The organism is Austwickia sp. TVS 96-490-7B, from assembly GCF_019331795.1.
In the GTDB taxonomy this organism is placed as follows: domain Bacteria; phylum Actinomycetota; class Actinomycetes; order Actinomycetales; family Dermatophilaceae; genus Austwickia.
Genome location: NZ_JAHPZL010000003.1, coordinates 161,888 through 174,745, shown reverse-complemented (window position 1 = coordinate 174,745; position 12,858 = coordinate 161,888). Strand labels below are relative to the sequence as shown.

Below are 12,858 nucleotides of genomic sequence, written 5' to 3'. Positions count from 1 at the left end.
TAGAGGATCAGCTCCCGGAGGTGGCTTTCTGGCCGTAGAGCTTCTCGGTGAATGCGGACACTGATGCCTGATGGTCGGCGCCAGTGAGGTTGTAGGTCACGAAGACGCCGTACCCGTCTCGAACGGTGCGCTGGGCGAAGTCAGCGATGGTGGAGCTGGATTCCTGAGTGAAGTTGACCGCTGCTGCGCCCAACCGGGACTTATCGACGGGGAAGGATGGCGCACGGTAGGAGCCGTAGTGCGGGTTGGAAATGTAGCTGAGCTTCGAGATCACGGAGGCCGGGGCTTGGCGCAGCTGATCGGCTGTTGCGCCGATGTTGTAGAGGGACAGGATGCTGTTGCTGGGGAGTTTCTCCCGGAGTGATTCGACGAGCCACACCGCGGATTGGCTGGTGGCTGCGGGGACGCCATTGGTGCCGTAGGTGACCCATTCGTCGTCGAGGTCTACGCCGTCGAGTTGGTACTGATTGACGACCTGAGCGACTTCCCCGGCGTATTTCTGGGCGGCTTCTTTGGTCGGGAAATTCGCGAAGCCAGCTTTCTGGTGGTTGCCGAGCAGGGAGAGGGTCACTTTGGTGCCTCGCTGCTGCAACGGCCTGATTTGGGTGTCGGCGTTGTCGAGGGTCCACTTGACCCGTTCGTTGAGGTGGAGGGTGGCAGCGCCACTGTCGTCGGAGTTGATGTTGGCGGCGAAGATGATCGCCACGTCGAATGCTTTGGATCCGTCAGCCAGTCGGTATTTGTTGACATTGGCCATCTCGTGGGAGTTGACCTCGACGTAGACCAAGCTGGTCGCTTTGCGCTCTGGGGCAGCGTGGGCTGACGTGGGTGCGGTGACCCCACATCCGAGGAGGAGAGCGACAGCCGCAGCGAGACCGGTGAAAGCTCTGCTGCGGTTGCTGCCGGTGGCAGGGTGTGGGTGGGTGAATCGGACGCCGCGTGCCGTCATGGCTACTCCTCGTTGAGCAGGTGATGCCAGTGTTGCCGTGTCGGAGGTGGCGCAAGGCGAGTCCGTCTGACTACGGGCACTGTCACGGAGGGGCTCCGGTATCACATTCAACAGTCCGGAGCATCGGTCAGTATGGCACACAGGGGAATTGGTGACCTGCGCTCTGGCGATCACGGCTGATCGGAGCTGCTGGTTGCGGTGGGTGATTTGTTGTCCAGCATCATTGGTCCAGACCGGTCACGCGTTCATCGACGTACGGCGCGTGCCCATATCCCCACGGGTGCCCATCGGGCGGCTTTCATGAGGATGGCCATCGGTGCCGGGAAAACGATTTCGTGGCGGTCGTGTGCCAGCCCGTCGGCGATGCTTCGTGCGGCAGCTTCGGGGGGAATGATGAAAGGCATTGGGAAGGTATTGCTACTGGTCATGTCGGTCCGGACGAAGCCTGGGCAGATAGTGGTGACATGGACACCGCAGCCAGCCACCGATGCCCGCAGCGATTCCAGCAAGCAGATCTGCGCCGCTTTAGTGGCGCCGTAGTATTCCGCCCCAGGCACTCCGCGATAACCCGCCACTGACGCAACCGCTGCGAAGGTTCCCCGGCCACGACGCACCATGTCCGGCATGACCGCCCCAATGACATGGGACAGGCCGGTCACGTTCACAGCAACATGCCGGTCAAACTCGGCACAATCCCACGAGCGGCCATCGGCGCGCTGCCAATACCCCGACGCCACGACCACCGCATCAATCTCGCCGAGCTGCGCGCGCACCGCCGCAGCCGCATTAGCAACCGCGCCCTGATCCGTCACATCAGCCGTCACCTCGACCATCCGACCCCGAGACACCTCCGTGAGCTGCGCCATCCGGCGAGCAGAAATAGCGACCTGGGCGCCGCGGGAATGCAGTTCGTCGGCGAGTGCCGCGCCGATCCCGCTGGACGCCCCGACAATCCACACGCGAGTGCCGTTCAGTTGCATGGTTCCTCCGCAGTGATCCGTACGTGGACATCGTCGAGGTATCCCGACCGGAAACCGGCTTCGCTATACGCCAAGTAAAACTCCCACATACGACGAAAGTCACTGTCACCGAACCCAGCCCGTCGCACCTCGTCCTCATGCTCCATAAAATGTTGACGCCATCGTCGCAAGGTCTCGGCATAACTGGCCCCGAGGGAGCGCACCACCTCGACCCGCAGACCGGCATAGTGCGCGCCGATATCCCGGATCACCGCTACCGACGGAATCAACCCGCCGGGAAAAATATGTTCTTGGATCCAGCCGTGACTGCGCCGGGTAGCGAGAAAACGTTCATGACTCATCGTGATCGTCTGCACCGCAGCGACACCCCCGGGACGCAACCGGTGCCGCAAAAGACGCAGGTACGTCGGCCAGAATTCCTCACCCACCGCTTCGAGCATTTCGACGCTGACAATGGCGTCATAACGACCCGTGACATCACGGTAGTCACACACCTCGATCGACACCCGATCAGCGAGGCCAGCAGCCTCGACCCGGCGTCGCGCCTCGGCGTGCTGCTCAGCTGACAACGTGATCGACCGCACCCGAGCACCACGCTGTCCAGCCGCGATAGCGAGCGCACCCCAGCCACTGCCAATCTCCAGCAGGTCAGTTCCCGGACCAACGTGGGCGAGGTCCAGGATCGCGTCCATTTTGGCGCGCTGCGCCGAGGCCAGGCTCTGCGTGTCCGGTTCTGGGCCAAAGAGCGCCGCCGAATACGTCATGGTCTCGTCGAGGAACGTCGCGAATAGCTCATTGGACAGGTCGTAGTGGTGGGCGATGTTGGCCCGGGCGCCATGCCGGGTGTTGCGGTGAGCGTCGGGCAGCGCAGTGTCCACCAGCCGACGTAATCGCCACAGGGGTGCCGGGATGACCTCCGCGAGACGAGCAGCGAAAGGAGTGAGCGCGTCGGCCAGGTCCGTGCCAGGGGCAGCGCCCCATTCATCGGCGGTATATCCCTCGCCGAGACCCAGTTTGGGATGTCGCGCGAGCCGATCAAAGATCGCCTCTGGTTGATGGATGAGCAACGTCGGAGCATCGGCGCCACCAGCACCGACGACGCGACCATCCGGGTAAATCGCCCGGACAGAGACTTGCCGCAATGCGTACTCGACCATGATCTGAGCGGCCCGACGCGCCACCACGCGAGGAGCCTGGCGAGTCCCATCGGCTCTGGCGACGTCCGGTCCAGTGATGCCGGGCTGGGGACGCGCCGCCGGACGAGGCACGACAGGCAGCCGCCGGAGCCACAGTGCGATGCCGTGCACCCGGATCAAGGTGCTGATCTGCCAGGTCACCGCGGGCTGGCGCGCGACAGCCCGTAGGACAGTTCGTCGAGTTGCCGCCTCAGGGACACCCACGAAAGCAGCCACGAAATCGTGGTGAGCGCCCTCGCGGCGTAAGCGGACACTCACCGCCACTCGCTGCGGGCACAGCGTAAAACTCAACTCGTAATGCCCGCTGGTGTCATAAAACGGTGACACATACAACACCTTGTCCGTGCGGGCTTGACCCTGCTCGTCAGGGTGCAGCACGTAGGCATGCCGATCGCCGTAGGTGTTATGCACCTCAGCCACCACAGTGACGACCTGGCCGCCGTCGATCACCCAAAACACGCTGATCGGGTCAAAACAGTGACCGAAGGCGCGCGCCTGGGCAAGCAACACCACCCGCGCACCCGGCGGCACCGGCGACCCCTGCGCAGCCAAAAAACCGCGGATATTCGCGCCGATCGAGGACGCCGGATCACCCAGATGGTCGGCGGCACTGACATGACCCAGCCACCGCCACGGCCGCCGCGGATCCGGCGGATCATCAACATCGATGAGCCACAGATACATCCGATGCCGGAAACGATGCCGAAGCGGTTCGCGTCGAGAGTGCACCACATCTCCGTGCACGATGGCCGGCAGCGCAGGAAGGTTCACCAGCTCACCCCGAGGCGCGCGGCTGCAGCGACCCCAGACGCGGCGCCATCCTCGTGGAAACCCCACCCGTGATAGGCCCCCGCAAACACCAACCGCTCATTACCCACCTCGCCCAGGCGAGCCTGCGCAGCCACCGACACGGGCGTATACACCGGATGGGTATACGCCATCCGAGCCAACACGCGGCGTTCATCCAGAGCGACCCCACCGTTAAGAGTCACCAGATGCGGCTCGGCCGAGCGGTGACCCATCAACCGATTCATCCAATACGTCACCACCGGCGCCTCGTCAAGGTCGGTACACGAACGCATCCGATAGTTCCACGACGCCTGAGCCCGCGGCGCTCGCGGTAGCCAGGTGTCGTCGGTGTGCAGCACGGTGTCATTGAGGCTGTAGCTGAATGCTCCCAGCACGTCGTTCTGGACGTCGGTGGGGTGTTCAAGCAGCGCTAACGCTTCGTCAGCGTGGGTGGCGATGACCGCCACGTCGTACGTCGTGATGCCGTTCGCGGTGCGGACGTGCACGCCGTCGTCTCCCTGGCGCACGCCGCGCACCGGTTCGCTGAGCCGCGCTGCGGGGAGGCGAGCAGCGATGGCGTCGACGTAGGTGCGAGACCCGCCGACGACGGTGCGCCACTGCGGGCTGCCGCCGACCGATAACATCCCGTGATGCTCGAGGAAGGTGAACAGGTAGCGCGCCGGATAGTCCAGGGCCAAGGCATGACCGGTGCTCCACACGCACGCGACGAGGGGGATCGCATAGTGATGGACGAAGTACCTCGTGAAGCGGTGACGTTCTAGCCAGACTCCGAAGGGTTCGCCGACAGCGACGCGCACCCCCTGTCCTGCTCCTTCGGCGCGGCCTGCGGCGAGCTCGGCCTGCGCGGCGCGGTGGAAACGCAACACCTGGGTGAGCATGCGCATGAATCGGCGGTCCCGCACGAGAGTGGTGGGGCGAGCGAGGATGCCGCCCGCGCCTCGGCCCCCGGCGTATTCCAGTCCGCACCCGCCGCAGGCGATGCTCATGCTCATCTCGGTGGGGCGGGTCGCGATGTCCAGTTCGTTGAAGAGGCGCAGCAGGTGGGGATAGGTGCGGTCATTGTGAACGATGAAACCGGTGTCGACGTGGTGAAGGGTCCCCGCTGAGTCGGTGATGTCGTGGGTGTGGGCGTGACCGCCCAGACGGGGTTGGGCTTCGTAGAGCGTGACCGCATAGCTGCGGTGGAGGAGATACGCCGCGGTCAGTCCGGAGACGCCCGCCCCGATCACTGCGGCTCGTCGGGGAGATCCCCCTGCCCGATCATGGGGATGCGGCTGCTCTGGCGTGGAGGCGATCCCGCTCATCTGTGGAACCTGACTGGGGCGGACATGTCGATGCCCAGAATGGTGAGGCCCGCCACGGCCCAGCCCCCGGCGGCGATGAGGGCTTTGGCCTTGGTCGCTGGGGGACAGACGACGCCAAAGCCGATGATATCGGTGATATCGCAGCCGATACGGGTCGCGAGAGCGATACGTCGAGGTGGCCCTGCGGGGGTGAACATGAGGGCCAGCCCGGAGATGGTGTCACGAACTCCGATGAGTTGAGCTCCACGTCGGTGCAGGACACCATCCAATTGGGTGGCATCGATCAGGGACGACGGGCGGGCGAGGGTGTAAAGACCGTAGGCCAAAGTCAGTGATCCGAAGACGTGTGTGGGGGAGATTCGTAGCATCGTTGCGGGCCTCTCCATCCGGGACGAGGGGTGACGTCAGCTGTGACACCACCATATGATTCGATCATCGAAGGATTCATGAAACGGCAAGACCAATCGACCGGCGGGTCGCCGGTCGGGGAAGAACGCCCTGCGTGCACCGCATCAGCTCAATGCCCAGCGGCCCCTCACCGCGACGTCTCAGTCCCCGATCCTGACCACATCACTCCACGATCGGTGACCGAACTGGTGCGAGAGCTGTCCGAAGAAACGCAGCGGTACGTCGAAGATGTCGGGCGCAGCATCGGTCATCATCGCAGCGACGTCATCGCGCTGGGTGTCCTGGTGGGAGCAGCACGCGATAGCAAACAGGTCACCCCCACCGACCTGGCACAGTCGTTGGGACTGTCCCTGGCCGCCACCACCGCTCTCATCGACCGACTCGAATCAGCAGGACATGTCAGTCGGCGACCGCACCCTGGAGATCGACGTAAAACTGTCCTGCAACTGACCGAGCAGGCGCGCGCCACCAGTCGGGCGCAGTTCCGTCCGCTGTCGGAGGCGATGCAGCAACAGTTGCAGCGCTACCAGCCCCACGACCTGGACGTCGTGGCCGCCGTCCTGAATGACCTACTCGCTGCCGCTCAGGCCACCCGGCCGCCGCACGGCCCCGCACCAGGGTGAGCCCACCGCACGGGGATCACACCACCTGATAGACCTGCATGGTCGCTGCTTCGACCCGTGCAGTGTGTCCGGGGTCGATCAAGCCGCCATCCCGAGCGGGACGAGACCAACTCGAATCCCACAACAGGTCATAGACACGCCCCTGCGAGAGCGGTGGCAAGGTCACATCCTCCGGGTCATGTTTGCCCTGGAAGACCAGCAGGAACGACGCAGAGACGTCGTCATCGCCCAGCAAGAGCATCTGCAATACGCGGCAGCGGGGATCCTCCCAGGACTGACTGGTCATCGGCTCGCCGTACCGGCCAAACCACAGCAAGTCGACCCGACCGTCACCGGGGCGAGGATGCGTGCTGAAGAAGCTGCCCTGCCGGAAAACTCGATGGGCTTTACGTAGCTGCGTGAGGAAACCGACAGTGTCGGCGAGGTCTTCCTGCCACTGCTCCAGCTGCCAGTCGATCCAACTGGTCTCATTGTCCTGACAGTAGGCATTGTTGTTGCCGCCCTGGGTGCGACCGATCTCATCACCGGCGCAGATCATCGGCACCCCAGTGGCCAGCAATGTCGTCGCCAACAGGTTGCGGATGCTGCGACGTCGGTCGCTGAGCGTTTTCGCATCGCTGCTGGGGCCTTCGACGCCGTGGTTGAAGGACCTGTTGTCGTCGTGGCCGTCTCGGTTGTTTTCCCCGTTGGCTTCGTTGTGCTTGTAGTTGTACGACACCATGTCCGCAGCGGTGAACCCGTCGTGGGAAGCGACATAGTTGACGCTGGCCAGCGGACCACGGTCGTCATGGCAAAACAAATCTTGGCTGCCGGCCATTCGCGTCGCGAGTTCTCGTACGCCGTGCCCGCGATATTCCGAGGCTGCCATGTCCGTCAGCCAGAAGGTGCGGGTGGTGTCGCGGAAACGATCATTCCATTCGATAAAGGGCGGATGGAACTGACCCGTGCGCCACCCGTGGACACCGCAATCCCATGGTTCGGCGATGAGTTTGCTGCGGGACAGCACCGGATCGGTTTTCGCCGCCACGAAGAACGGGTGGTGGATGGTGAAGTCGTGGCTGTGACCCCGACCCAATGCGACAGCTAAATCAAAACGGAAACCATCGACGTGACACTCCGTCGCCCAATAGCGCAACGAATCCAAGATCATCCGAGTCACCATTGGGTGCCGGGTGTCAAGGGTGTTGCCGCACCCTGTGACGTCAATGTCATGGCCGCGTTCATCAATGCGGTAATACGTCTCGTTGTCCAGCCCCCGCCAGGACAAGGTCGGGCCGAGTTGACTCTGCTCACAGGTGTGGTTGTAGACCACGTCGAGGATCACCTCGATGCCGTGGGCGTGGAGGGTGCGCACCATCGTCTTGAACTCCGTGACCGCCCCCAACGGGTCACGGTTCGCGGCGTACGGCAGGTGCGGAGCAAAGAACCCGAGCGTGTTATACCCCCAGTAATTGCTTAAACCAGAACCCACCTGACTCAAGCGCGGCTCAGACGTGAACGCGTGCACCGGCAACAACTCAAGCGTGGTGGCACCGATCCGCTGCAGATGCTCCACAAACGCTGGATGCGCGATCCCGGCGTACGTGCCCCGCAACTCCGCCGGGATCCCCGGATGAGTCATCGTCGCGCCGCGCACATGCGCCTCATAAATGACGCTGTCGTTCCACCGGATCCGACGCTCCGCCGCAGACGGATCACCAGCCCAATCGAAACTGTCATCGACGACGACGCTCCGCGGGACATACGGCGCGGAATCCCGATCATCCATCAGATCGCCAGCACCGATCAGATCAGGCCCCACCACATGCCCAAAAATTTGCGGACCGACTTCAACATCACCGGCGACGGCGCGCGCATAAGGGTCGACAAGGAGTTTGTGCGGGTTGTGCCGCTGGCCATGCTCGGGGCGCCAGCCACCGTGCACGCGATACCCATAACGTTGCCCAGCGCCCACCCCAGGCACATGACCAAACCACACCCCGTGGATCCGATCAGCCAGCTCAATCCGACGCTCAGAGTCCCCATGGACGTCGTCGGCATCAAAGAGGCACAGCTCCACAGCCTCCGCCTGGGAGGCGAAAACTGCGAATCCGGTGCCGTCGGTCGTGGGGCGTGACCCCAGGAGCGGTGGAAGATCCGGGTGTGGGCGCACCAGGGCAGCCTATCTGCACGACAGCGAACTCGGTGCGAGAGCACGCCACTCCCAGCGCTCGATGGCACTCCACACGCCGAGACATCCCACACCTCGGAGATCACCTGTTCACAGCGAGACAGCCAGAGACGACCGGTGATGGACGAGTGTCACGCTGGTGTCGGCCACCGCGGCACGACTACCTTGGGCCCATGAGTGATCCGACGAGTCTTCCGAATTTCCCTCCGCCCGCCGACGAGCACCCCCTCCGCGGCCGTGTCCTAGACGCCCTTCAGGATGAAGGTTTCCGCCCCGATATCGACTCCGACGGCGACATCGCCTTCAAGGTCAACGGGCAACAATTGTTCGTGCACTGCTTCGAAGGCGACGTGCCCCTGCTGCGCGTCTTCGGCCAGTGGCAGATCGACGAAGCGCTGCCCAAGGACGAACTGGTTCGCCTGCAGCGATGCAACGAACTGACGTTGCGACTGAACGTCGTCAAAGTCGGTCTGAACAATGAAACCCTCTTCGTCACCGCTGAGCAGATCTGCATGCCCGACAGCGACCCGAAGATGATCTCCACCCTGCTCACCCAGCTGGTGCTGCAGGCCGTGCAGGTGTGGCACGAGCTGATGCTCGGCCGCGACCCGTTCGGCGAAGGCCAGGCCTGACATGACCGCGTTCGTCCGCCTGGAGGTCGCCGACGGGATCGGCACCATCCGCATCGACAGACCGACGATGAATCCTCTGGATGCCGCGGTCCAGGATGCGATCGCGGCCTGCGCCGCCCAGGCGGACGAGCGCGAGGACATCGCCGCGGTGATCGTGTACGGCGGGGAGCGAGTCTTCGCCGCTGGCGCCGATGTCAAAGAGATGCAACACATGTCATATGTCGACATGGTGGCCCGGGCCAAACATGTTGGTGGTTGCACCACCGCAGTGGCACGCATCGGCAAACCCACAGTGGCAGCCATCGAGGGATACGCCCTCGGCGCCGGATGCGAACTCGCCTTAGCCTGTGATTTTCGTTACGCCGCCAGCAACGCACGGCTCGGCCAACCCGAAGTGATGCTCGGGCTGATCCCCGGTGCTGGCGGATCACAACGCCTACCGCGGCTGATCGGCCCAGCCCGCGCCAAAGACATGATCTTCACCGGCCGACATGTCACCGCCGACGAAGCCCTGCGCATCGGCCTCGTCGACGACATCACCGCCCCCGGCGAGGTCTATGCGCTCGCGCGGGAACGGATGTCACGCTATGTCGGCGGACCTGCGGTCGCGATCCGACATGCGAAGGAAGCCATCGACCGGGGCCTCGACGTGGACCTTGACTCCGGTGCCGCGATCGAAGCGATGCTGTTTGCGGGGATCTTCGCCACCCAAGACGCCCGGACCGGAATGGACTCCTTCGTCACCGAAGGACCGGGGAAGGCCCGTTTCGAGGGCAAATAGTGGGCACGAGCAGTGCCGACGGACCGAGAGGCAACGGTGAGGGACGACACCGGACATGGTCCGCGGCGCGGTGGGCGATCTCCCGCGGTGCGGTGCGCCCGGAACACCTCGCGTCGTACGCCCGGATGGCAGCGATCAAGGCCCGCTACCCGGATGTCACCTTCCTGGGGCCGTGTTTTCTCCGCGAGGACGTGACCATTGAGGTGCGACGCGGCTACGGACGGATCATCATCGGACCGTGGGTGCATGTGGGGGCAGGGACCAGCCTTCGCTGTCACGAAGGGACGCTGCGGGTCGGTGCGAAGACCGTCTTCGGGCGACGCTGCACCGTCAACACCTGGCTTGACGTGGAGATCGGCGACGCCTGCCTGTTTGGTGATGATGTTTACCTGTGCGACTTCGACCATGTCACCACGCGACTGGATATCCCCATCAAAGACCAGGGCATCGTCAAAACCCCAGTGCGGATCGGTGACGACGTCTGGCTAGGCACCAAAGTCGCCGTCACCCGCGGCACCCGTATCGGCTCTGGCAGCGTCGTCGGCGCCGCCTCCGTCGTTCGGGGAGACTTCCCACCACACGCGGTGATCGTGGGAGCCCCCGCCCGGGTGGTCCGTAGCCGCGATCCTGAGGTGGAGCGGGTCCGTCGCGCCGCAGGCGTGGACTTGCCGCGACTGCGGGACGCCGTACGAGCTGTCATCGCTGACGAGCACGGACGCGTCCTGCTCATGCATTTCCGGGCCGCGGAAGATGTCGAATTCCCGGCTGGAGTGTGGGCGTGCCCCGGGGCGGAGGTATCCATCGACGACGACCCCGGGGTGATCCTCCTTGACGAGATCGAAAAAGCGTCCGGGCTGCACGTCGACGGCGTCGGTGATCCCGTCTGGGTGCGCGAGACGCTGCAACCCGACGAGGAGTACGACGGCACCCGAGACACCTATCATCTGCTCGAAGTCACCGGCGTCGACGCTGATCTGGTTGATCTCGACGTGGGCGCGTTGCGTCTTGAGGGGTACGTCGAAGCGGTGCGCTGGTGGCATCTCGACGAGATCGCCGAAGCTCAACGTCGCCACGACAACGACCCAGCTGCTGAAGCTGTCGTCTTCTCCCCGGGTCGACTCGCACACGTCCTTGGTGACCTGCTCATGCAGGGCCGACCGGCCACTCCGTGGCGGCACCGTGACGAAGGCGAGCGTCCCACGCCCACTCGGGTACGTCGTCGGTAGCGGATATCAGGGATCGCGAGGTTTCGCACCGCAACACCATGAGGTTTGCCACGGGGTGTTGATGGTGCTGCTCTGCGTGATTATGGCGGGGATGTCTTTATGTCCCTACTGCTGTGGCGCACAGTTTCACAATGGTGCCAAGCCTGAGAATGTTTTTCGCAAACGATTGCATCTGCAGTAAATTGCATGCCGAATGGGTCTGTGACCTATGAATTTTTATATTTGCATCAAAAGGGCGTTATTCACGAGGAATTTATTACCTTGTCAGAAATCTGCAAACCTGCAGGTCATGAGCATATTCGGGGCACAACTCACTCCGGGGGTAAGAGCTCGTTAATAATGCCTAAAGGATAAAAGGATCACGGGTAACGCTGTCAGCTGTTCGCCTCTCCAGAGATGCGGTAAAAACTCTGCATGGTGTCAACGATCTGCTTTTTTTGCTGGCGGGCAAACTCGTGCCCCTGAGTAGTCAATCGATAGATTTTACGCGGCGGCCCTTGACTAGCAACATGCCATTCTGAATCGAGGTACCCCTCAGCTTCCAGCGCTCTCAGCTGGGGATATAGCACCCCTGCTTGTACGTGTCTAAAGCCCTCCCGTTTGAGTCGTTGAATTAAGGAGTAGCCGTAGTCCGGGGCGTCCATCAGCAGAAATAGTGCTGCGACGGGTGTGAGTGCCTTGCTGACCGGACTGACCTTATCGATGGTGGTCACGCCACTAGCGTGGCATACCTACTAGTATTTGAGCAACACTAGTGGGTGCAGCCAGGGTATTACTTGAGCCTGCTTCGCAGGGCTAAGCACCTGAGCATGTGACGACCTCATGATGTCTCGCTGAGGTCGTCACGTCAGCGGGGGACAGGCCCCTCATCAGGGTCGCTGCACCCCTGCGCGCCCACGCCGTCGATGCGGAGGGGCCGCCCGTGGCCGGTGGTGTGGGTGAATGGCGGTTCGTTGCGGGGGTGGCGTGCCATGATGCTGTGAGTTGGTCGTTCGACTTGGTGTGCTGGTGTGAGAGCTCAGAGGAAGCGTGGGGACTGATGGCTGACATGGCAAAGTACGACGGGATTGACGGGCAGAAGCTGAAGGCGATGGTGGCGTCGGTGAATCCCGGGGAGATCGCGAAAGCGATGGATCACTTTCATGGTTCGCAGACAGTATTGGTGGATTCGTTTATTGATTTTATGCGGGACATGAGGTCGTTGCGTTTGGGGGGTTGGGTGGGGACAGCCTCAGATTCGGCTTTTGATGCGAATGTGGATATGGCCCGCTTAGGTGCGGATGTGGCTGATAGGTCGACAAAAGTGGGTGATACTGCGGGCGCGATGGGCAAAGACATGGGTGAGTTGCGTGATCAGATTGCGTCGATGGAGGTGAAAGTTCCTGATGCGGGGTTGAAGACGAGGCATTCGTGGCTGACGCAGTGGTATTGGGACCGGGAGTATGACAGCCAGGTGCGGCAGGCCGACGAGGACCGGAAGAAGGTGCTCGGCAAGGTGAAGGAGCTGGTGGAGAAATCGGAGGGGTATCGGGATCGGGTTTCAGGGGTGGGGTGGCCTGCGATTTCTGAGGCGAGGGATTCGGCGGCACCAGCGGCGTCGTTGGGGAGTGGCGGCGGGTCGGGTTTTGAGGTGGCGTCGTTGACGGACCGGCATGGCGGTACAGGGGTTGCGGGGGATGGCGGTGGCCTGGGTGCTGGGTCTGGAGGGTGGGTTTCTGGTGGTGGTGGGTTAGGCCATGGAGCTGGGAGTGGGTTTGGTGGTGGTCTTCCTGGTGGGGT

The 12,858-nt window shown here is 63.0% G+C and carries 12 protein-coding genes and 1 pseudogene; 5 read left to right on the top strand and 8 right to left on the bottom strand.

Going from position 1 to position 12,858, the window contains the following annotated elements; translation table 11 throughout:
* Positions 1 to 7 precede the first annotated feature (7 nt).
* The 5 genes from KEM60_RS03435 to KEM60_RS03410 all read right to left on the bottom strand — a co-directional run bounded on the left by KEM60_RS03435 (position 8) and on the right by KEM60_RS03410 (position 5,607).
* Positions 8 to 949 (bottom strand): endo-beta-N-acetylglucosaminidase H, encoded by a 942-nt coding sequence (locus KEM60_RS03435; protein WP_219106105.1) that lies wholly within the window; start codon positions 947 to 949, stop codon positions 8 to 10.
* Between the two features lie 245 nt (positions 950 to 1,194).
* Positions 1,195 to 1,929, bottom strand: a complete 735-nt coding sequence (locus KEM60_RS03430) for an SDR family oxidoreductase (protein ID WP_219106104.1) — start codon at positions 1,927 to 1,929, stop codon at positions 1,195 to 1,197.
* A complete protein-coding gene (locus KEM60_RS16400; RefSeq protein ID WP_255574197.1) occupies positions 1,920 to 3,896 on the bottom strand; it encodes a DUF1365 family protein in 1,977 nt (658 codons plus the stop codon). Before KEM60_RS16400 ends, KEM60_RS03430 begins: the two co-directional genes overlap by 10 nt.
* On the bottom strand, positions 3,893 to 5,239 hold the full coding sequence (locus tag KEM60_RS03415; protein ID WP_219106103.1) for an NAD(P)/FAD-dependent oxidoreductase: 1,347 nt from the start codon (positions 5,237 to 5,239) through the stop codon (positions 3,893 to 3,895). The genes KEM60_RS16400 and KEM60_RS03415 overlap by 4 nt, the downstream gene beginning before the upstream one ends.
* Positions 5,236 to 5,607: a hypothetical protein gene (locus KEM60_RS03410; protein WP_219106102.1), complete on the bottom strand. Its 372-nt coding sequence runs from the start codon at positions 5,605 to 5,607 to the stop codon at positions 5,236 to 5,238. Before KEM60_RS03410 ends, KEM60_RS03415 begins: the two co-directional genes overlap by 4 nt.
* A gap of 78 nt (positions 5,608 to 5,685) precedes the next feature.
* On the opposite strand from KEM60_RS03410, the gene KEM60_RS03405 reads away from it, so the two are divergent.
* The gene (locus KEM60_RS03405) at positions 5,686 to 6,270 is read left to right on the top strand and encodes a MarR family winged helix-turn-helix transcriptional regulator (protein WP_219106101.1); all 585 of its coding nucleotides are present in this window, start codon (positions 5,686 to 5,688) and stop codon (positions 6,268 to 6,270) included.
* Positions 6,271 to 6,286: 16 nt separating this feature from the next.
* On the opposite strand, the gene glgX is transcribed toward KEM60_RS03405, so the two are convergent.
* On the bottom strand, positions 6,287 to 8,422 hold the full coding sequence (glgX, locus tag KEM60_RS03400) for a glycogen debranching protein GlgX (protein WP_219106100.1): 2,136 nt from the start codon (positions 8,420 to 8,422) through the stop codon (positions 6,287 to 6,289).
* A gap of 191 nt (positions 8,423 to 8,613) precedes the next feature.
* Between glgX and KEM60_RS03395 the strand changes: the two genes are divergently transcribed.
* From KEM60_RS03395 to KEM60_RS03385, 3 genes are read left to right on the top strand one after another with little or no spacing between them, the layout of a single operon-like run.
* A complete protein-coding gene (locus tag KEM60_RS03395) occupies positions 8,614 to 9,072 on the top strand; it encodes a hypothetical protein (protein WP_219106099.1) in 459 nt (152 codons plus the stop codon).
* Between the two features lies 1 nt (position 9,073).
* Positions 9,074 to 9,853, top strand: coding sequence for an enoyl-CoA hydratase/isomerase family protein (locus tag KEM60_RS03390; protein ID WP_219106098.1), 780 nt, complete (start codon positions 9,074 to 9,076; stop codon positions 9,851 to 9,853).
* The gene (locus KEM60_RS03385) at positions 9,853 to 11,079 is read left to right on the top strand and encodes a DapH/DapD/GlmU-related protein (RefSeq protein WP_255574194.1); all 1,227 of its coding nucleotides are present in this window, start codon (positions 9,853 to 9,855) and stop codon (positions 11,077 to 11,079) included. Before KEM60_RS03390 ends, KEM60_RS03385 begins: the two co-directional genes overlap by 1 nt.
* A gap of 374 nt (positions 11,080 to 11,453) precedes the next feature.
* Here KEM60_RS03385 and KEM60_RS03380 read toward each other — a convergent pair whose 3' ends face one another.
* Positions 11,454 to 11,792, bottom strand: coding sequence for a PadR family transcriptional regulator (locus tag KEM60_RS03380; protein WP_219106097.1), 339 nt, complete (start codon positions 11,790 to 11,792; stop codon positions 11,454 to 11,456).
* 134 nt (positions 11,793 to 11,926) lie between these two features.
* Complete coding sequence (locus tag KEM60_RS16395) at positions 11,927 to 12,052, bottom strand: hypothetical protein (protein ID WP_255574193.1); 126 nt, start codon at positions 12,050 to 12,052, stop codon at positions 11,927 to 11,929.
* 66 nt (positions 12,053 to 12,118) lie between these two features.
* Between KEM60_RS16395 and KEM60_RS03375 the strand changes: the two are divergent.
* Positions 12,119 to 12,858: pseudogene (locus KEM60_RS03375) on the top strand (hypothetical protein); the annotation flags it as partial.

Excerpts from the sequence above, each read along its gene's own strand:
- KEM60_RS03430 (WP_219106104.1), bottom strand. The coding sequence starts at position 1,929 with ATGCAACTGAACGGCACTCGCGTGTGGATTGTCGGGGCGTCCAGCGGG.
- KEM60_RS03395 (WP_219106099.1), top strand. The coding sequence starts at position 8,614 with ATGAGTGATCCGACGAGTCTTCCGAATTTCCCTCCGCCCGCCGACGAG.
- KEM60_RS03405 (WP_219106101.1), top strand. The coding sequence starts at position 5,686 with ATGAAACGGCAAGACCAATCGACCGGCGGGTCGCCGGTCGGGGAAGAA.
- KEM60_RS03390 (WP_219106098.1), top strand. The coding sequence starts at position 9,074 with ATGACCGCGTTCGTCCGCCTGGAGGTCGCCGACGGGATCGGCACCATC.
- KEM60_RS03415 (WP_219106103.1), bottom strand. The coding sequence starts at position 5,239 with ATGAGCGGGATCGCCTCCACGCCAGAGCAGCCGCATCCCCATGATCGG.
- KEM60_RS03435 (WP_219106105.1), bottom strand. The coding sequence starts at position 949 with ATGACGGCACGCGGCGTCCGATTCACCCACCCACACCCTGCCACCGGC.
- KEM60_RS03410 (WP_219106102.1), bottom strand. The coding sequence starts at position 5,607 with ATGCTACGAATCTCCCCCACACACGTCTTCGGATCACTGACTTTGGCC.
- KEM60_RS16395 (WP_255574193.1), bottom strand. The coding sequence starts at position 12,052 with ATGGCACGCCACCCCCGCAACGAACCGCCATTCACCCACACCACCGGC.